General features: G+C 37.7%; 14 protein-coding genes. 3 read left to right on the top strand and 11 right to left on the bottom strand.

What is annotated here, in order from left to right; genetic code table 11:
* Positions 1 to 12: 12 nt before the first annotated feature.
* Complete coding sequence (locus AC3FI7_RS04250) at positions 13 to 1,860, top strand: chloride channel protein (RefSeq protein ID WP_142723062.1); 1,848 nt, start codon at positions 13 to 15, stop codon at positions 1,858 to 1,860.
* A 165-nt stretch (positions 1,861 to 2,025) separates the two neighbouring features.
* Here AC3FI7_RS04250 and AC3FI7_RS04245 read toward each other — a convergent pair whose 3' ends face one another.
* Both AC3FI7_RS04245 and AC3FI7_RS04240 read right to left on the bottom strand, forming a co-directional pair.
* Positions 2,026 to 2,970, bottom strand: a complete 945-nt coding sequence (locus AC3FI7_RS04245; RefSeq protein ID WP_491461498.1) for an aldo/keto reductase — start codon at positions 2,968 to 2,970, stop codon at positions 2,026 to 2,028.
* A 381-nt stretch (positions 2,971 to 3,351) separates the two neighbouring features.
* Entirely contained in the window at positions 3,352 to 5,160 is a 1,809-nt protein-coding gene (locus AC3FI7_RS04240) for a hypothetical protein (protein WP_491461497.1), read from the bottom strand.
* Positions 5,161 to 5,404: 244 nt separating this feature from the next.
* Here AC3FI7_RS04240 and AC3FI7_RS04235 point away from each other — a divergent pair, with 244 nt between their 5' ends.
* Positions 5,405 to 5,845, top strand: coding sequence for a hypothetical protein (locus tag AC3FI7_RS04235; RefSeq protein WP_491461496.1), 441 nt, complete (start codon positions 5,405 to 5,407; stop codon positions 5,843 to 5,845).
* A complete protein-coding gene (locus tag AC3FI7_RS04230; protein ID WP_491461495.1) occupies positions 5,842 to 6,360 on the top strand; it encodes a hypothetical protein in 519 nt (172 codons plus the stop codon). Before AC3FI7_RS04235 ends, AC3FI7_RS04230 begins: the two co-directional genes overlap by 4 nt.
* Positions 6,361 to 6,412: 52 nt before the next feature.
* Here AC3FI7_RS04230 and AC3FI7_RS04225 read toward each other — a convergent pair whose 3' ends face one another.
* From AC3FI7_RS04225 to AC3FI7_RS04185, 9 genes are all read right to left on the bottom strand, one after another.
* Positions 6,413 to 7,564 (bottom strand): efflux RND transporter periplasmic adaptor subunit, encoded by a 1,152-nt coding sequence (locus tag AC3FI7_RS04225; RefSeq protein ID WP_491461494.1) that lies wholly within the window; start codon positions 7,562 to 7,564, stop codon positions 6,413 to 6,415.
* Between the two features lie 7 nt (positions 7,565 to 7,571).
* Positions 7,572 to 11,909: a CusA/CzcA family heavy metal efflux RND transporter gene (locus tag AC3FI7_RS04220; RefSeq protein WP_491461493.1), complete on the bottom strand. Its 4,338-nt coding sequence runs from the start codon at positions 11,907 to 11,909 to the stop codon at positions 7,572 to 7,574.
* Between the two features lie 215 nt (positions 11,910 to 12,124).
* Entirely contained in the window at positions 12,125 to 12,487 is a 363-nt protein-coding gene (locus tag AC3FI7_RS04215) for a hypothetical protein (protein ID WP_142725698.1), read from the bottom strand.
* A 223-nt stretch (positions 12,488 to 12,710) separates the two neighbouring features.
* A complete protein-coding gene (locus AC3FI7_RS04210; RefSeq protein WP_491461492.1) occupies positions 12,711 to 14,063 on the bottom strand; it encodes a RagB/SusD family nutrient uptake outer membrane protein in 1,353 nt (450 codons plus the stop codon).
* Between the two features lie 10 nt (positions 14,064 to 14,073).
* Positions 14,074 to 17,121 carry a SusC/RagA family TonB-linked outer membrane protein gene (locus tag AC3FI7_RS04205; protein WP_491461491.1) on the bottom strand — a complete coding sequence of 1,016 codons (3,048 nt, stop codon included), beginning with the start codon at positions 17,119 to 17,121 and terminating at the stop codon, positions 14,074 to 14,076.
* Between the two features lie 266 nt (positions 17,122 to 17,387).
* On the bottom strand, positions 17,388 to 18,737 hold the full coding sequence (locus AC3FI7_RS04200; RefSeq protein WP_491461490.1) for a HAMP domain-containing sensor histidine kinase: 1,350 nt from the start codon (positions 18,735 to 18,737) through the stop codon (positions 17,388 to 17,390).
* Positions 18,738 to 18,739: 2 nt separating this feature from the next.
* Complete coding sequence (locus AC3FI7_RS04195; protein WP_291898662.1) at positions 18,740 to 19,414, bottom strand: response regulator transcription factor; 675 nt, start codon at positions 19,412 to 19,414, stop codon at positions 18,740 to 18,742.
* Between the two features lie 253 nt (positions 19,415 to 19,667).
* The gene (locus AC3FI7_RS04190; protein ID WP_142725701.1) at positions 19,668 to 20,237 is read right to left on the bottom strand and encodes a Crp/Fnr family transcriptional regulator; all 570 of its coding nucleotides are present in this window, start codon (positions 20,235 to 20,237) and stop codon (positions 19,668 to 19,670) included.
* Between the two features lie 66 nt (positions 20,238 to 20,303).
* A complete protein-coding gene (locus tag AC3FI7_RS04185) occupies positions 20,304 to 21,056 on the bottom strand; it encodes a siderophore-interacting protein (RefSeq protein WP_491461489.1) in 753 nt (250 codons plus the stop codon).
* Positions 21,057 to 21,065: the final 9 nt, after the last annotated feature.

The following is a 21,065-nucleotide window of genomic DNA, read 5'->3' as shown; positions in this document are numbered from 1 at the left end:
AATGTTTCTAAGGTGAAAATTCACAACAAAAAAAAGTACCTGAGTTTCCTCAAATTTAAAAGAGATTTCCAGAAATACGGATTGGAAAAAGCACGCAGCTATGAGCTTATTCTGCATTGGCTGAACAACAGACTGAGCAGAAACCAGTTTCTTGTGCTTTCAGGGATTCTTGTGGGCTGTACGGCTGGCCTTGCAGGAGTTATCCTGAAAACCCTGGTACACAATATTCATTATTTTATTACCAATAAAGTCCATTTTGAATATCAGATTTTATTCTATATCGTTTTTCCTTTTTTAGGAATCGTACTGACTACCATGATTGTTCTGACAATTTTTAAAGGTCAGGACCGTAAAGGAATCGGAGCTATTTTGTATGAGATTGCACAGAATTCCAGCATTGTAGCTTCCGTTAAAATGTATTCCCAGGTGATACAGAGTGCCGTGACCGTAGGATTGGGAGGTTCTGCAGGATTGGAAAGCCCTATTGCCGTTACCGGAGCTGCTATTGGTTCAAATTATGCGCAGACATACAGGCTAAGTTATAAAGAACGTACTTTACTGTTGGCTGCCGGTGCTACTGCCGGGATTGCTTCAGCATTCAATGCGCCTATTGCGGGGATTATGTTTGCTTTTGAAATCCTTCTAACCGGAGTGGTTTTTACTGACTTTATTCCTTTGGTAGTAGCTGCAGTCTGCGGAAGTCTTTTGTCAAGAATTTTACTTCAGGAAGATGTGCTTTTCAGGTTTTATACCCGGGATGCCTTCAACTATAAAAATGTCCCCTATTATCTTATTTTAGGATTGGTAACCGGCTTATATGCCCGTTATTTTGTGGTTATTTCTCAGAAAGTAGAACATTTTATAAAAGGGCTTCAGCTTTCAAGAATGCGGAAAGCGATGTTTGGAGGAGCTGTTCTTTCGCTGTTATGCGTTCTGTTTCCTCCTTTGTTCGGTGAAGGATATGAAACTGTGAAAGCCTTTACCAATGGGAATACCTACTCTATTATTGAAAACAGTTTTTTCAGATATTTTGAGATTGGTGACTGGACGATTATTATATTTTTGGTTCTGGTTCTTCTTTTAAAGGCATTTGCAACATCTTTTACCATATTCAGTGGCGGAAATGGTGGTAACTTTGCTCCCTCTCTTTTTGCTGGAGGAACTTTAGGGTATTTGTTCGCACTGGTGTGCCAGCATCTGGGATTTACAGATGTTCCTGTGACCAATCTTGTTCTGGTTGGAATGGCCGGAGCAATGAGCGGTGTACTGTATGCCCCGCTTACCGCAATATTTCTGATCGCTGAATCCAGTTTCGGATATGATTTGTTTATCCCGCTGATGATTGTTTCTGTAATGTCTTACCTTATTGCCAAATGGTTCTCCCCGATTTCCCCGGAACTGAAATCTTTGGCAGATCAGGGAAAAATATTCACCAATAAACATGATAAAAACCTGCTCTTTGCTTTAAGAACAGAGGATTTTATTGATCAGTACTCTCAAACCATCAATCAGAATGCTTCTGTTGCAGAATTGTTTGAAATGGTGAAAAACGGAAATAAAAATATTTTCGCCGTGGTAGATGAAAACAGAAAACTGAAAGGAGTACTTACTCTTGATGATATAAGGCCTTATCTTTTTAACAAAGAAATAGAAAGCTCCCAATCGGTTACCCAGATCATGAAAGCACCGCCTGCTGTGCTTCACCGTGAAAATAAACCACTGGATATTCTTCAGACTTTTGATGATACCGGTGTATGGAATCTTCCGGTGGTGAGTGAGAATAATGATTTTATAGGATTTATTTCCAAATCTTCAATACTGATGAGCTACAGACAGCTTCTGAAAGAATACTCTGATTAAATATTGACGTACAATATGACACCTGAAGAACTCAATTCCTCTCCTCCGGAGGGGTGGCGAAAATTCAAAGAATTTTTGACGGGGTGGTAAGCATCGTCGAATAACAAAAAATCCGTTCAATAGCTGAACGGATTTCATTTTAATTTATAATGAAAGTCGAAAAAATTAGTTGCTTGCCTTATTAAGAAGATCAATATCTTCCTGATCCAAAACAAGTTTTGGCGCATTGAATACCGTTTCCAGTTGTGATGCACTGGTTGCGCTTACAATAGGTGCTGTGATTAAAGGGTTGGATAACAGCCATGCCAGAGAAACGGTTCCCTGAGTGGTATTATGCTTGGTACTTACCTGATCCAGCGCTTTTAATACTTCAAGTCCTTTATCATTTAAATATTTTCTTACCCCTTCACCTCTCGCACTTTTTGCAAGATCTGCTTCAGTACGGTATTTACCTGTTAAAAAGCCGGCTGCCAGAGACCAATATGGAAACACACTTAAATCAAACTGCTCCGCCAAAGGGGCATAGTTTTGCTCAAAACCTTCTCTTTCCATCAGGTTATAATGAGGCTGTAAAGCGACATACTTGGGAAGGTTATTCTTTTCTGCCGCGTCAAATGATGCTTTCAGACGTTCCGGAGACAGATTGGAAGCAGCAATATACCGTACTTTTCCTGCTTTAATAATCTCATCATAAGCGGACAGCGTTTCTTCTACCGGAGTGGCATCGTCATCAAAATGGGTATAATAGAGATCAATATGATCCGTCTGAAGTCTCTGCAGCGATTCATCTATGGATTTTAAGATATGTTTTCTGCTGATATCAAAGCCATGTTCTTTTGTTTGTGAACCTACTTTTGTTGCCAAAACAATATCGTTACGGTTGTTACGGCTTTTCATCCATTTTCCGATAATTTCTTCAGATTGTCCACCTTTCCCGTTCACCCACCATGAATAAGTATCTGCCGTGTCTATAAAGTTGAATCCTGCTTCTGTAAAACGGTCCAGTATATCAAATGACTGTTTCTCGTCCAGGGTCCATCCAAAAACATTTCCTCCGAAATTGATTGGGGCAATCGTTAAATCGGTGTTTTTGATTTTTCTTTTTTCCATAAAAATAATTTTACTAAGTGACCACTAAGGTAGGGAATATTAAGCCTGGAAAATATTCAAAATGACCATTCCAGCCATAGTTATTATAAATGGAAATGCTGATGTTTCCTAAGTTTTTTTATTATTTGAATGTGTTGGAAAAGCGCAAAAGCGCAAATAATTTAAAAGCTAACTGCTTTAAGACACAAAGATTTTATCTCCGATACAATTGAATACTATTTATTTTTATATTTCTTTCTGAAAGTCTTACATTGATTAAAGTTGAAATGTTCTTAGACCTTTGCCACTTCTAACAAAGATACATGTGATTTCATTAGTAACAAAAAAAATAAAAACAGCCATGTAAAAGCTGTTTTTATTATCTATCAATTAAAAATACGGTTATTTTTCAACCTGCGGAATTTCAATAGCAATAAGCTGAAGTTGATATTCCTGTAATTGAAGATTGATGGTTGATAAACCGTTGCTGAAGAATGATGATGCTTTAAAAAGCTCATGATAATATGCGATCCCTTCAAGAATATTTTTTCTGAAAGCATTCCATTTTTTTGTTTGCGAATGGGTAATCTGTACAGTGGATTCAGTGATCTCCTTTCTCAGATAATCCACATACATTTTCAATTCATTAATGAACATATTTGGACGTTGCTTATCGGAAAGAATATTGGTGTTTCCATAGATATGTTGTACCATTTCCGAAAGAGAAACTTCCTTATCAAAAAAGGCAATATTCGGTCCGGGACAGATGACAACGCCTTGTTTTTCCCCTTTAATTTCAAGGTTCTGTTCCATATATGCCGCATTCACAAGTCCTACACAAAGGCAGGCTTTATCGGTAATTTCGGATTTTCTTTTATTGAATTCTTTTTCAGTCAGGCTTTCCTTATTGGTGTACAACTCTTTCAGTTTGATGTCCTGATACTTTCTGGAAGCGGTACAGGTTCCTTCCGGAGAAAATTCTTTGCTTAATGCCAGAAGTTTTTTGGGACATGAGCTTCCATATTTCCCTTTTGCTTCTTTTTCAAACTTCAATACCTCATTGGATGTCCCCTTTACGGTATTGAAAGGCACTCCCAATGGCGAAATATTACTTAAATAAAAGTCCTGTTCTTTTGATTGTACAAGCAGATTTCGGGTTTCGGTATCTACAGAAGTTGCTTCCGGTACAAGCAAAAAAGGGGAACCCCATCCAACGCTGTCTACACTGTAATGAGCTAATAAAAACTCGTGTTCTTCAGAAGTTCCTACTCCACCCTGAACGGTAATTTTCATTTCTAAAGGCTCAGAAATTACAGGCTTACCTTTTTGTTCTAAAGCAGCCGTCATTAAGGAATGAGCAGATTGTATCAAATCGTTTTTTTTCTGCTTAAATTCTTCCATAATAGGGCCAAGTAGCATTCCTTCGGTTGCAAAAGCATGGCCACCGCAATTCAATCCGGATTCTATTCTGTATTCTGAAACCCATAATCCTTTTTTTGCCAGAAAATTCCCCTGGATCATGGCAGAACGGAAATCGCTTACTTTAAGGATAATTTTCTTTTTAATATTTCCGTTTTCGTCCGGGAAAAAGTCGTCAAACTCTTCCATATAGCTGTATAAACGAGGATTCATACCTGCTGAAAGAACCATTGATGATGATAATTTACTTTTGGCAAATCCACGCAGTGAAGCATGAGCGTCATTATACATCACAGGAAGCTGTTCATTATTCTGATAATTGTCTTTATCCACTTTCGTCATGATATTGACATCAATACTTCCCGGTTTTAAATTGGATTCTATGAAGTTTTTAATACTGGAACTCCAGTTCTCCTTTTGATTGATTAAATTTTGAAGACTGTTTTTAAGATCTGAAGTATTCGGAAGCATGGCCATAAAGTCTTTCAAAGCTTCCTTATTTTTGCTGATTTCCTGTTTGAAAGATTCAAATTTTTCATTCACGATATCATCTACCATATCCAGATAGGCTGTAATTCTTCTGGCTCTGTAATCCTCAGTCTTTGTGGAGATTCCGAAATAGTCAAGATTGAACTTTTTATTGTAAAAGTTCTTCATCTTCTCAAGGATTTCATCATCAATGATGGAGATCACAGAAGATATTCCATACTGGGCAACACGAATCGGGCTGTCTATCGTATAAGCCAGTCCCATCACCGGAATATGGAAATTGTGCAAAGGTTTTTTTGTCATAAAGTTTTGATAAAAATTTCGTTTCTTATTTATCTAAAAATCCTTTACAACTATTCACTGCTTAAAAATATTATTTTAAAATGAATTATGCATTAAATAATATTCTGTATTGTGAAAAACATGTCAAATGTCATTCTTTTGAATCGATTTCTGTGAATTTATTACTAATCCACCTTTAATTATATGACTACCACATCAGCTATAGTTTTTTTGCTATATTTATTAGTTAAACGATAACCATCCTATGGGAAAAAATAAAGGATTATTTGCCGGAATAATCGCTGCTTTTATTGCTTTTTCTTCTTCCATTATAATGATTGGGGCCTTGGTCGCAATGGAAATTGCAGAAAATATTTCCGACGCGATAGGTGATATTTTTACTATTGATTCTCATATCAAAGAACATATTATAACAGATCTTTTGTTTCTTGGTATTACCGGAATTGCGTATATATTTTCCCTCAGAAAAATTAAAAATGAGCATTTTTCATTTATTATTCTTTTGGTTTTTATGACTTCAATATTTGTTTTTGGCAGTGATTTGCTTGTCCAGTTTGAAGCAATGAAAGTAGAGAAACTTGATGGACAATTTGGGTTTTATATTTTTGAAAAAACGGCCTATACCAGTTTAATATATCCTTTTGTTGGTCTTATTTATGACAGATACAGAAGAAAACTTAAATGATAACAAATAAAATATATGCATTAAGCTTATTTTTAAGCTCTATATGGACTTTTTCCCAAAATGTCAATGAAGATCTTATTCACTACTTAAAAGAGGCGGAAACCATTCTTATTACCAGTCATGAAGATCTCAGAATTGATATTGAAACGCCTGGTAAGAGTAAAACAATTTACAGAGACTTACTGAAAAATGGTGTTCCCAACCATGAAATTATCATAAATAAAGTAGTATTAACTCCTGAATCCAGACAGGAATTAATAGACATCATAAAAGGGCAGAAAATTGTAAAAGCCTGGGATGGAGCTTTTTGTTTTGAGCCGCACAATACTTTGTTCATTTATAAAGAAAATCAATGGAAAAATATTGAGTTATGTTTTGGATGTAAACAGTACGACCACAGCAAAAATGTACCTGTTAATAGAGAAGAATTTTTGCACAGTTACGAGGACTGGATCAATCTTGAAGATTTTTTCAGAAAACAAGGGGCACAGTGGGAAGCTCCAAAGAAGAAATAAAAAAGATCAGCGATTGACTGATCTTTTTTATGTTACAATGATGTTTTTAATGCTATTCAGCTTTGTTTTTAAGCATCATCAGAAGACTGTAAGCTCCTTTCTGTACAATTTTCTTATCCTTTAAAAAATCGGCTTTCAAAATCTCTGTAAACTGATCATCAGATATTCCGATGACTACAGGAATCATTTTGTAATTGGATTTTCCAAGATCTTCAAAAACATAATTTTTATTTTCAAAAGAAACTACGGCTTCGTTTGGAAGTCCCATTGTATAACGGCTGCTGATATTCACTTCGGCATTTACGTACATTCCTTTTACAAATTCAGTATTCACAGAAGATAATCTGGCAATTGCTGTTGCAGAACCTCCATTTTCAATACTAGGAACTACACTGACAATTTTTGCATTGGATTTGACATCCGGATTCTGATTATTGTACACCAAAATTTCCTGCCCTACTTTTACATCATTCACATCGTTTTCAAAAATCTTTAGTTCTAAAAGTAATCCAGCCGGATTGATCAATTCAAATAATGTATCTGCCGGGTTGATGTACTGTCCGTTATTCACAAGAATTTTACTTACAAAACCTGTAAACGGAGCATAAATATTGATTTTACTTCTGATATTTCCGGTAGTCAGACTTTTGGCATTGATTCCAATGATTTTCAGTTTTTCTTCCAACCCTTTTAGTGTGGCATTCAAAGTAGAATAATCTGCCTGGGCAGTCTGCATGGTTTTGTCACTGCTGGCTTTACTTGTATTCAAATCTTTCTGACGGTTGAAATTCAGTCTTGCTGCTTCAAGCTGGGCTTTGGTCACGAGATAGTCCTGTTGCAGCTGTATAAACTGTGGGTCTTCCACAACAGCAAGTACCTGTCCCCTGCTGAAATGACTTCCATTGATCACATGAATAGACTTGATGTGACCTCCCATAATACTGGATATTGAATTGATGTGAGAAGGTGCAATTTCTACTTTCCCATTCAAACGTAACAGCTTTTCCATATTCCTGTTCTGAATGAATGTTGTGGTAATCCCTACAGACTGAATCTGTTTTTCTGTAAGATGAACCGAGTTTTCATTTTTTGTGGCAAATTTTGTGTTTTCGTAAACGGTTTTTTCTTCTTCTTTTTTTCCTGAACATGAGGATAAAGTAAGGATGAGAGCAAGGCTGTATAGAGGTATATTCTTGAAATGCATGATGTTGTTATTTTGAAATTAAGAATTGAAGTTCGGCTCCGGTCTGATTGAGCTTTTCCAGTTGATCAATATAATCTGCTTTTGTTTTTACAGCCTGATTCACCAGAATTACCCAATCCAGATAATCAATTTCTCCCACTTCCATCTGTTTCTGTGCTGTTTTTAGAATGGTTTCAGATTTTGGAAGCTGCTTTTGTTCATAATTTTCAATGATCCGCTGTTGGTTCATATAATTGTTCAACTGTTGGTTCAATCTGTTTTTAAGTTCTATTTCCTTTCTCTGGTACTGGTTTTCAGAAATCGCAATTTTAGCCCGTGCAGCCTTTGCCAAAGCTCTTTGCCCTTTTGTAAATAAGGGAATTCCCACACCCACCTGAACCGAATTGAAGCGGTTATTATTGATGTTTTTCATGCTCTGGTTGGTATATCCCACAAGAAGATCAGGAAGCAGCCTGCTTTTTTCAAGCTGTACTTCTGCTTCTCCTATTTTGATCTGTTGCTTTAAATACTGGAGTTCAGGGTGTTGTTTTACCATTTCTTCAGAGATCTGAAGACCTATATTCATTGTTGGTTGATCAGCTACGGGTTGGTAAGGGGTTTCGGATTGAAGTAACAGCTGGAGCTGGAGTTTAGCGATATTCAGATCATTTTCAAGGGTATTCAGCTGAACTTTTACCTGTTCTTTCTGGATTTCCGCTGTAGATTCTTCCAGGATGTTGGCTTCACCCTTTTTTAATCTTAATACGGCTTTATCTGCAAAATTATTATACAGCTGGCTGATATATTCCAATACTTTTTTCTTCTCCTGAAGGATGAGTATTCTGTAGAAGACATCTGTCACTTCTTTGGTAAGCTGTGTCTTTGTCAGATTCTGACTGATAACACCGGCAGACCATTCGGCATCCAGCAACTGTTTTCTTTTTGAATACACTGTTGGAAAGCTGAATTTTTGAGAGATCCCGAATGAATTATCGGTTTCCTCTCCCTGAATCTGTCCAAATCCTCCTGTAACTTCGAGTTGGGGTATATCCAGATAGCTGGCTTTAAGCTTTTCCTGATAATCTGATACTAATTTTGAGTTTTTCAGGGTACCATTCTGCCGGTATGCTTTTTCCAAAGCCTGGTTATAAGTGATGTTTTCCTGAGCATGGAGACTTCCGAAAGAGATCAGCAGTAAGAAAACAGACAGTTTTTTATAGTTGGTTTTTTTTGAGAATTTCATTTTATCTTTATTAATATGTTCAAACAGGACGTACAGAATAGGAAGTACAAAAAGGGTTAAAAAGGTGGCAAGCATCAACCCTCCTATCACTACAGTTGCCAAAGGTCTCTGTACTTCTGCTCCCGCACCGTTGCTGATTGCCATAGGAAGGAACCCTAAAGAAGCTACAAAAGCTGTCATTAAGACCGGGCGAAGCCTGATTTTTGTACCTATGAGTACAATTCTGCTGGTGTTGGTTATTCCGTTCTTTTTCAGTCTGTTAAACTCTGATATCAAAACAATTCCATTAAGTACAGCAACCCCAAATAAAGCAATGAATCCTACCCCTGCACTGATACTGAAAGGCATCCCTCTCAGTGCCAGAAAATAGACACCTCCTATTGCAGATAACGGAATAGCTGTATAGATCAGCAAACTGTGTTTTACAGAACCAAAAGCAAAAAATAAGAGAAGGAAAATCATCACTAATGAAATAGGAACAGCTACTCCAAGTCTGGCTTTAGCTTCATTTAAATTTTCAAAAGCTCCTCCATAAGAAATGGTATAGCCAGATGACAGTTTGAGGTTTTTATCAGCTTTTTGCTGAAGTTCTTCCACAATACTCTGAACATCTCTTCCTCTCACGTTAAACCCTACGATGATCCTTCTTTTGGTATCTTCCCTCTGAATCTGGTTCGGACTGTTTTTAAGTTCCACTTTAGCCAGCTGCGATAAAGGAATCTGTTCTCCTGAAGCAGCAGGAACCAAAAGGTTTTGGATGCTTGTAATATCTTTTTTATGTTCATTATCCATTCGGACAACGATATCAAACTTTTTTTCACCTTCATACAAAGCACCTGCGGTCTGACCCGCAAAAGCCATATTAATCACCCTGTTGATATCTGCCACCGAAATATTGTAACGGGACAGTTCAGAACGGTTATAATCAATCACAACCTGCGGAGCACCTACTACCGGTTCAATATAAAGATCCTGAGCACCTTTTACGGTATTGATGATGCTTCCAATCTTTTTGGCATACGTGGCAAGACTGTCCAGATCTTCGCCGTAGATTTTACAAACCACATCCTGTCTGGCTCCGGTCATCAACTCATTGAAGCGCATCTGTACCGGAAACTGGAAACTTGTTGTGAGGCCGGGAATAACACTTAGAGCTTTACTCATTTGATCAGAAAGCTCAGGAAATGACTGGGCAGAAGTCCATTCCTTTTTAGGCTTTAAAACAATGATAATATCCCCGGCATCCATAGGCATGGGCTCTGTGGGAATTTCGGCACTACCGATCTTGGTCACTACTTTTTCTACTTCTGGAAACTGTGTTAAAAGGATATGTCCGGCCTGTGTAGTTGCCTTTTTTGTTTCGTTGATATTACTTCCCTGAAGGATTCTCATTTCAACCGCAAAGTCGCCTTCTTCAAGAGAAGGAATAAATTCTCCTCCCATTCTGGAAAGAATAAAGACAGCACCTGCAAACAGGATTAATACACTTAGAATGATCGTTTTTCTGAATTTAAGTGCTTTCATCAGCAGTTTTTGGTGTCCTGTTTCCACTTTACCCATGACGCGGTCTGAAATGTTTTCTTTTTCTTTTTTCTTTCTGCTTAATACCAGAGAACTCATCATCGGAATATACGTCAGAGAAAGAATAAATGCGCCGATCAGGGCAAAAGCAACCGTCTGGGCCATTGGTTTAAACATTTTTCCCTCAATTCCCTGAAGTGTAAAAATAGGGAGATATACAATTAAGATAATGATCTGCCCGAAAACAGCACTGTTGACCATCTTGGTAGCAGAGCTGGAAACCTGGTCATCCATTTCCTTTTTGCTGAGCATATTGTCTTTCCCAAAGTGCTTTTTATGGGCAAGCTGATGCAGCACGGCTTCCACAATAATAACGGCTCCGTCTACAATAAGACCGAAATCCAGGGCTCCAAGGCTCATCAGGTTTCCTCCCACCCCGAAAATATTCATCATGATAATGGCGAAAAGCATGGCCAAAGGAATGACGGAAGCCACCAATAATCCTGCTCTGAAATTTCCTAAGAATAAAACCAGAATGAAAACAACAATCAAAGCTCCTTCCATAAGGTTTGTTTTTACAGTACTTATGGTATTGTTTACCATTTTGGCACGGTCAAGGAAAGGTTCAATTACAACTCCTTCCGGTAATGATTCCTGGATTTTCTCCAGTCTTTGCTTAATATTTCCGATGACTACATTGGCATTCTCTCCTTTCAGCATCAGAACAATCGCTCCGGATACTTCTCCGGTATCATTATAGGTCATGGCACCATATCTTGTGGCATACCCTATTTTCACAGATGCTACATCTTTAATATGTACCGGAATACCTCCTTGGGTTTTTGCCACCTGGATGCTTCCGATATCTTCCGTGCTTCCCAGGAGCCCTTCACTTCTTATAAATAAGACGGTTTCTTTCTTTTCGATATAGGCACCTCCGGTATTCTGATTGTTTTTTTCCAGCGCTGCAAAAACATCGTTGATATTGATATTAAATGCCTGAAGCTTATTAGGATTAATGGCAATTTCGTATTGCTTCAGTTTTCCTCCGAAACTGCTGACATCGGCTACCCCTTTGGTTCCGAGAAGCTGCCTTCTGACTACCCAGTCCTGAATGGTTCTTAGTTCCGTTTCATCGTACACATTTTCGTATCCCTTTTTGGCTCTTACCACATACTGGAAGATCTCTCCCAACCCGGTGGAAATAGGGCCTAATTCAGGCTTGCCAATTCCAGCTGGTATATTGTCCTGTACAAGCTGTAAACGCTCCTGAACCTGCTGGCGTGCCCAATATACATCGGTATTGTCATCAAAAACCACCGTTACTAATGAAAGTCCGAAACGCGAGAAACTTCTTAGTTCTGTAATCCCGCTGATATTACTGGTAGCCTGTTCGATAGGAAATGTAACAAGGCGTTCTATATCTGCCGCACCGTAAGAAGGTGCAGTGGTAATGATCTGAACCTGATTATTGGTAATATCCGGCTGAGCGTCAATGGGTAGTTTAGTGGTTTCATAGATCCCAAAAAGGACCAGCCCCACTGTAAACAGAGCAATGATGAGTTTATTCTTTACAGAAAACTCAATAATTTTATTTAACATGAAAAAACGATTAATGAATAACCTGAAGTGATAAAATGTTTCTGAGGTCTTTATTTACGATATGAACTGAAACCTTCCGGTTTCATCAACACTACCTCAGGGAAACAGCTTTTATAATGACATGATAAACAACAGTATCATGCACAACAGGTTAAATTGATAGGTAATAATAAATGGACTGCTTTAAGAGTAAAGCAATTTCAGTATAAAATTAATTAAGAAAGCCGCGGAGGCTGAAAAATCTGAGAAAGGTATTGATGGGAAAAATCTTTTTCCTTGTAAATACTGGTTTTCTTTGAAACCGTAATTTCTTTAGGTTTTTTTATTTCGAATGTCAGTTCCGGAAGCTGGGCATGTACAGTAAGTACAATAGGTGGATTGATAAACGGCAGCTTCTGATCGGTGTCCCAGTCAGAATCCTGTTTGTGATTATCGTAATGTTCCATCACAAATTCTGAAAAGCTTCCGTGGTATTCCATGAAATGTTCCACAAACATCGGTACTTTCAGTACTTCCCCCGCATTGGTGGTAGCCAGCACATACATCATCGAACATAATATGGAGAACCATTTTAGCATCAGTGCAAATATAAGGTTTAAATCTTTCCTGAAAAAGTAATTGAAGATTAATTTTCCTTTAAATAAAGGGTTTTAAAGAGCTAACAACAGAGTTATATTACCATAACTTTTTTGCTGAACCTAGCATAATTTAGTCTGATACCTGATAGAGGTAGTAAAAAGGTATGTCTCAATAGTGAGACATACCTCGATTAAAATATATTGAAGAAGAAACGATTTTGATTTATAAATTGGGATTAGCCATTGTTTCTTTTAACGGAACCGGTAAAATATAGGCTTTATCCGAAGGCTGTAATGTATCCTTATCAGTAGGAGAAAAGAGATCTTCTGCATTTCTGGTAATACTCCATTGCAGCCTTTTAAGGTCATAATAGCGATGTCCCTCATAAGACAACTCCATATAACGCTCTTTCATGATTTCAGCTAATGAAACGGTATTAATTGGTTGTGCAGCTTCATTTCTTTTCATTCGGAGGGTATTGATATCGTGAAGGGTTTCCTGCTTTTTTCCCATGAAGAAACTAGCTTCTGCCCGGATCAGGTACATTTCACTGACTCTGAATATCTTCACATCATTAATTCTGTCACTATAGTCATTTCCAGGATATTTGTTGATGATATCATATCCTTCTTCTTCTCCGAAATTCTGTAGCCTTACATCCTTTTCATCAAACATAGACATCAATTGATATGAAGGTCTGAAATACATTCTTCCCGTAGAGTAATTCTGCCAGAGTGTATTCGGGCGAAGATCATTATCATTGGTTCGTTTCAGCTGAAAAATAACCTCAGTATTGTTGCTGTCTTTCCATATTCTCTCATAATGCTCTGCATTTTCTAACGGATAGAGCTGAATAAGCACTGTCGCTTTTTCTGCTGCCAGAGCATAATCTTTCTGATACAAAGCAACACGGGCCTCAAGAGCTATTACTGCATTGTTCTGCAATCTGAAATTCACCTGATGTTGGATATCCCGGGCGGCGTTCAGATCATTCCAGATATTCTGATAAAAGTCTGTAAGAGATATTCTGGCAGGCTTTTTATTGATATCGGTATTCATAATATAGGGAACAGTAAATCCGTTTGGATCAGCATCTGAAGCTCCGAAGTTCCTATGAAGATCAAAATGTAATAAAGCTCTCAATCCATGCAGTTCTGCGATCAGGGAGCGCATTTTTTCTCTCTGTTCTTCGTTATGAACGGGAACTTTTACAGCATTTCCCAACAAGAGATTAATGCTGTAAATGGTGGTATAATGGTCTTTCCATGTTTTGTAAAGAATGTTATCTTCCGAACTGTATACCCATCTCTGCAAAAAATTACCAAAACCGTTTACGCCGTTATTCTGGCTGTCCAGTCTGCATTCATCAGCCATGGCTGACCCTATCAGCAGGTTATATTCCGGATGGTATGTACTGTAGCACCCCAATACTCCCTTTTCGAACTGGGCAACTGATGAAAATATCTTTTCTTCTGACAAGGTATCCGATGGGTCCAGTTCCAACAGATTATTACAGCTGCTGATGCTTATACAAAGGCAAATTCCGGAAATGATTCTTACTATATTTTTATTCATAATTTATATTTTAAAATGTAACATTAAAACCAACGGTAAACGTTCTTGGTAAAGGATATTCATATTGGTACCAGTTGTTATCGTCTTCAGGATCCTGGCCTTTCCACTTGGTCCATGTCAGTAGATTCTGCCCCTGTGCAAAAATATTTATCTCTTTAATCAACTTATTGAGCCCTCCGATATCCTTTAACCGGTAATTGATGCTGATATTTCGAAGTTTGACATAATCTGCAGACTGTAGCTCTCTGTCCGTCATATACCTTGGATACTGTGCTCCCGGATTATCAGAAATATCTCCCGGTTTCTGCCACATATTCAGCATACTGGCGGATTGATTATAAATTCTATAGTTCGAATCTGCTGATGTTCTGTACAATTCCGCAGTATTAAGACGATACATCCCTTTGATAAAGGTAAATAAAGCACTTACCCTGATGTTTTTATAGGTAAATGAAGTTGTTACACCTCCTTTTACAGGTGGATCGAATGATCCTTTTACCATGACTGCGTTAGCAGGATCATAGTCTTTGGTGATGTTTCCTTCTTTATCATAATACATAGGAGCTCCGGTTGCCGGATCTACACCTGCCCATCTCACCATATAGAAGTGGCCCAATGCAGATCCTACTTTATGGATAGAATAATCATCCGTAACAATTTCCGTTTCGCTGCCTAAGCTAAGAATACGGTTTTGGTTATATGAAAAATTAAAGCCGAGATTCCATGTAAAATCTTCAGTTTTAATAATATCTCCGGATAAATAGACTTCTACCCCTCTGTTTCTTATTTCTCCCAAATTATCTGCAATAGAATCAAACCCTGAAGTCATAGACAGCTTTCTGTTGATAAACAAATCACTGGTCACGCGGTTGTATACATCTATTCCTGCCGTCAATCGGCTGTTCCACATTCCAAATTCGATACCTACATCGGCTATTTTATTCTTTTCCCAGTTATAATTCGGATTTCCGGGACTTCTGGGAATAAATGCTGTTGAACCATTATATTGTCCCGGTTTGTAAAGCATCCTGTATCCGAAATCACTGGCAAACCCTCCTGCGTTTCCCGTTAATCCATAGCTGGCACGCAGTCTGGCGAAACTTAAGGCTTCCCATTTTTTCAGAAAATTCTCTTCTTTAAGATTCCAGCTTCCTCCAAAAGCATAAAAGTGCTGATATCTGTTATTTTCCGGAACCCGGGATGATCCGTCTCTTCTGAAACTGGCAGAAAGAGTAAACCTGTTTCCGTAGGAATATCTCAACATACCCAGCTGAGACAAGAGTGTATTTTCAGTAGCACCACCCGTTATTTTGGGAATGAAATTATTTTCAGGAGTTCCCGGGGTTATTCCTCCAGGTGTATTATGCAAACCGTCTATAAGTCCATATCCTGTAAATCCGTCAAAGGTTTTTCTGTACTTGTTAAACTCTGCCAGAGCAATTGCCTCCATTTCATGGATTCCCCACTTTTTCTTGTAATTAATTCCCAGGTTGGCTATATATGAAGTTCTTTGCGTATTTACCCTCTCATACAGTCCTTGGCCTCCCGGATCAACCAGCTGTCCGAAATAGGTATCCGGTTTGATGATATGCGTATGCTTTACCTGTTGATCATTTACGCCTAAAGTACTTGTTATTTTAAGCTCTTTAGTCAGTTCATATGCCAGATTGGAGGATAGAAAACCGGTGAGGGTGTTTTCTTTACGGCTTACATCCTGGTACATTGCCAAAGCATTAGAACCAAACCGATTGACCCCCGGCTGAAGGTTTCCTTTTGCATCATAAGGTTTTTCATAAGGCAGTGCAAAGTATAATGATGCTATAGGATTGGTTTCACTGACATCAAAATCAGATTCGGACATACGGGACTGACTGTTGATAAGGTTTAAATTCAAAGAGCTGCTGAAACGTCCTGATTTATGATTAATTCCGGTACTGAAATTAAAACGTTCCAATCCTGAATTAGGCAATACGCCCTCCTGTTTATAGTAAGATAATGATGAGTAATGATTGGTTTTGGAATTTCCGCCACCCATTCCCAGATAATGAGAATTGGTAATGGCATTTCTTAGCAAAAGTTTTTTCCAGTTGGTATTCGTAGATCTCAGTGCCGCCAATTGTTGATCACCATATACATAATCATCTTCTGTTTTGGCTAACTGCTGACCGTTGACTATCTTGTATGGGTTCTTCCGGGAATATTGCCATCCCGGATAATTAGGATCCTGTAACATTTCTTCAAATTCAAGCCTTTGAGAGCTGTTCATCATATCCCATTTCCTGTTATTAACGGACGAAATACCGAACTGATTCTGATAGAAAAAACCCAGTTTTCCTTTTTCATTACTACTTCCTTTTTTAGAGGTCAGAAGAATGACACCGTTGGCTCCACGGGAACCGTATTGTGCCGTGGATGCAGCATCTTTAAGCACTACAATATCTTCAAAATCCAATGGGTTCAAGGCAGAAAATGTTTCCGGACTGACAGGTACTCCGTCCAGTATATACAGCGGGTTGGTTTTATCATCCTGTATGGAACCTATTCCCCGAATGGTTACCCGCCCTATTGCCCCCGGCTGTCCGGAAGGAGAAGCAACATGCAATCCGGGAACCTGTCCCTGTAAAGCCTGATCAAGGGAAGCTACAGGTGTTTTACTGATGACGTCCTTCTTTACTGTAGATACCGCTCCTGTGGTCTTTACTTTAGACTGTTTGGTATAACCGGTTAATACTACTTCTTCCAGATTACCGACCTTAGGAATCAATTCGATAAAAGAAGGGAATTGCCCGGCAATCAGGGTAATATTCTGAGAAAAGTATCCATCGGAGGTGATGATATATTTTCCGGATTTTTCGGAAGATGTAATATTTAAATTTCCATTTTCATCGGTATTCAGTATTGCTCCGCTGGCTTCGTCCCTTACGCTTACATTCACAAGTGGCTGCAAAGTTTTCTGATCCCTTATCACAATATTCTGATTCAGTTCCTGTGCCTGTATGGTAAATGTCATCCCGAGAAAAAGGGCTGCAGTACCAATAAGTTGTTTCTTTTCTAACATATGATTAACTCTATTATTTTTTTACTGTATTTTATAACAGGACAAAAGTAGAGCACAGATGTTAAGAGGTTTTTAAAACCATATTAAGACGGGATTAGAAAGCTGTTAGTTTTTTTTAATACGTTTAAAAAGAGGAAAGAAGCTGAGAGTTACTATTTGTCAGTTAAATTTATGAAGATTAATAAAAGGCTTACTCTATTTTAGCATATTAAAATAAAAGATATTCAGTTGCCTGGAGAAAGTAATTTCCAGCTTCCCTGCCCCATTTAAATAACCGGAATTTCAACCGTTACTGTGGTTCCTTCATTGATTTTAGATAGAAATTTTAAATTCCCCTGGTGCAGTTTTATAATTTTTGCACAAAGAGAAAGGCCTAGCCCAAAACCTTTGATTCCATAGGCGTTGGCAGATCGGTAAAAAGGCATCGTAATTTTGTCCAGTTCTTCAGCATTGATCCCGATTCCATAGTCTGTTATAGAAAATTGGACAAAAGTGTCTTCGATAGAAATCAGAATTAAAATTTCTTTTCCTGAGAACTTATGAGCATTAGAAATGATATTGGTCAGAGCGAGTTCCAGTAAATTGCTATTAGCATTAATATAGGTTTCCTGAAAACATTCCGGATTTTGGATATTAATGTTGAATTTCAGATCAGGAATTGTTTTACTGCTGTAATCCGTAACCGTCCAGATAAAAGTTTCCAGAGAAACAGCTTCCAAAGGATAGTTCCGATGGTCCAGCTGATCAAACGTCAGAAGGTCGCTAATGATGTTGTTCATATGAAGAGAATCCCTGAGCACCCCTTTTAAAATATCCTGATAATCCTCCGGTGTTCTTGTTTTTCCCAAGGCAATTTCCGTATTTCCAATCAAAGAAGTAATGGGTGTTTTTAATTCATGAGAAGCATGGGAAACAAAAGCCTGTTGAGAATCAAATGATTCCTGAAGTCTTTCCAGCAGGTTGTTGATACTTTGGGTAAGAATTCCGATTTCATCTCTTTTGCGTTTTACAGGGATTCTAGTATTCAGACTTTTTGCCTGGATTTTATTCATGTATTTATTAATTCTGTCAATAGGGCGAAGGCTTACCCCCGAAAACCAATGCCCTAATAATACCGTTATCAGAATAGCAATCAAAAAGCAATAGATCATTGTTTCCCTAAGTTCTTTAAGAGATTTTTCACCGAGCTTATTCTGAGCTTCAGCCATCACAATATAATCTCCTGAATTATCTACATAATAAATTCCTACCACATAAATATCGCCTTGCTGATAATAGATGATTTTATTTTTTACAACTTTCTGAAGTGTTTTTCGGTTCCATGTCGTGGAAGAGTCTTTAATAAATACGGGCTGGAAATTAAGATTGTAAATTCTGATTGTTTCTTTCGGTAAAGTACGGGGAAGTTTTTTCAGGACCTGGTCAAATTCGAGTTTGGTAAAGTTATCCTGTGCAAGATAATTATGCCCTACTGTATAGGCCCGGTCTTCCAGTTGTTTTAAGAAATTATTTCTCCAGTCTCTCTTTACAATCAGATAAATAGAAGTTAATACAAAGATCAGTAATACAGCAAAAAGAACTGTAAAGACCAGGGATAATCTGCTTTTCAATTTCATAATTATTCATCTTTAAGAATATAACCCATCCCGATCACCGTATGGATTAATGGTTTGGAAAATCCTTTGTCTATCTTCGTTCGTAAATAATTGATGTACACGTCAATAAGATTGGTTCCTCTGTTGAATCCGATTCCCCAAACTGCTTCTGCAATTTTAACCCTGCTGATTACCTTGTTCTTGTTGATCAGAAGATACTCCAGAAGCGTATATTCTTTCAGAGTTAAAAAAATCTCTTTCCCTGCCCTTCGTACTATTTTTTTATAAGAATCCATGGAAAGGTCTTCAGCGGTATAAATTGATGAAGGAATACTGCTCTGACTTCTTCTACCTAATGCATTGATCCGGGCCAGAAGTTCCCCAAAATGAAAAGGTTTAGTCAAATAATCATCCGCCCCTTGCTCAAAACCTGTTAATTTGTCTTTAATGGTTGATAAAGCACTGAGCATCAGTACAGGAATTTCAGGTTTAAATTTTTTAATTTCCATACACACTTCAAAACCATTCATTTGCGGCAGAATTACATCGAGCAGAATAATATCAAAATCCTGCTCAAAAGCCAGCCGAAGTCCCATTCTTCCTTCGTAAGCTAATGTAACATGATAATGATTTTCTTCAAGTCCTTTCTTGATAAAACTCGATACTCCAAATTCGTCTTCAATAAGTAAAATATTCAGCATATTAATAAGGTCAGCAATGTTTATCAAAATTAAATGATTTCGTATGAACTCCCATTAACATTAGAAAATTTTAATATAGCATTAGAAAACGATTAGAAAAATCAGAAATTATTGGAACGGAAATTTATTTTTAAATATTCAATTTTAAAGAAAAAAATATTGATTCAGGTGCAAGAGTAATAAGAGGGAAGCTGTTGAAGGAAAAACCTGATCCGGATCCGGAAAAACTAACCTGAGTTAAAAAGAATTATCAAAGTTTAGATTTCAGTCTGCTTAAAGTTTCCTGTGAAATATTAAGATAGGAAGCTACCATTTTATTAGAAAGCCGGCGTACAATAATTGGATTTTCTTCCAGTAGCTGTTTGTATTTTTCAAGAGCATCCTGCACCATAAAAGACATCAGTCTTTTTGTATTGGCAATACAGGCAATTTCAATATAAATTCTGTAAAATTTTTCCCATTGAGGGATGATGTCCAATAAATGATAAAAATCCTGATGGGTAATATAATATACTTCCGAATCTTCTACAGCCTGAAGAAGCTCATCAGAAGGTTCTGAAGTAATAAAGGTATGAAGGGCAGTAGCAAACTGATTTTCAAAAGCAAAATACCTTGTAGAATCCTGCCCATCCTTATTGATATAAAATATCCGCAAACAGCCTTTTACAACAAAGAATGTTTTCTTGGGAGAATGAACATTGGTAACGAGAAGCTCGTTCTTTTTTAATTTAACAGGTTTGAAGTAAGAAAGAATAATTTTCAATTCTTCATCCGTTATTGATATTTTGCTTTTAATATATGAAACTAATACGTCTTCCATTTATTTAAATCAGTCACCGCAAATGTAGCAATAAATAAGTTAAAAAATTACTGCTATTCCCGCTTCCTAAGTACTTTCAGAAGATTTTCCTTCCGATTGTCCTGCCCTCCAGTATGAGCAGATATTCATTGCATGGGCATCCCATTTCAGATTTATTTTAAAATAGGTGCGAAGTTCACGTACCGTGGTATATTCCGCTGCGATATAAACATATTCTTTTAAGACTCCAGGTGGAAACTGAACAGATTTCACTGCTTCTGCAAGCTGACTTCCCTCTTCCGGGTGAGGGTTATGAAGCCATTCCACCGAAATATCTGCTGCAGAGCACAGAATAAGTTCATCTTCTCTGCCTGCAACTTCCAGTACTATTTTTGCCGTTACGTCTGATGGAAACTGTTCTGCGATAGCACAGATAACAGGTAATGCGGTTGCATCCCCTGCCAGCAGATAAAAATCAGCATTTGGAATTAAGGGTCTTGTACTTTCTTTCATTCCTATTTCCAATACATCACCAGGACTGGCTTTCAGTGCCCAGGCAGAAGCCGGACCGTTATCACCATGCGCTACAAAATCTATAGTCAATTCTCGATTTTCCAGATCAATCTTTCTGTTGGTATAGGTTCTGATAAAAGGAGCACTTCCCTCTTCAGTGGGAATAAAGATTTTATTATTAGAGCCGGCACGGACATTGCTCAGCAATCCAGCCTGGATATCGTTGATGTCAAATATCACACGGATAAGGTGCGGAGTAAGATATTGTTTGTTTTTAACGGCAAATGCAGAACGAATCTTTTTCGTTTTTTCTTCTTGAACTATCATAGAATTTTT

The sequence above is a fragment of the Chryseobacterium sp. TQ-BC-N36 genome (assembly GCF_058382295.1).
Note: the sequence above shows the minus strand (reverse complement) of the source record. Positions and strands in the feature narration are given on the sequence as shown.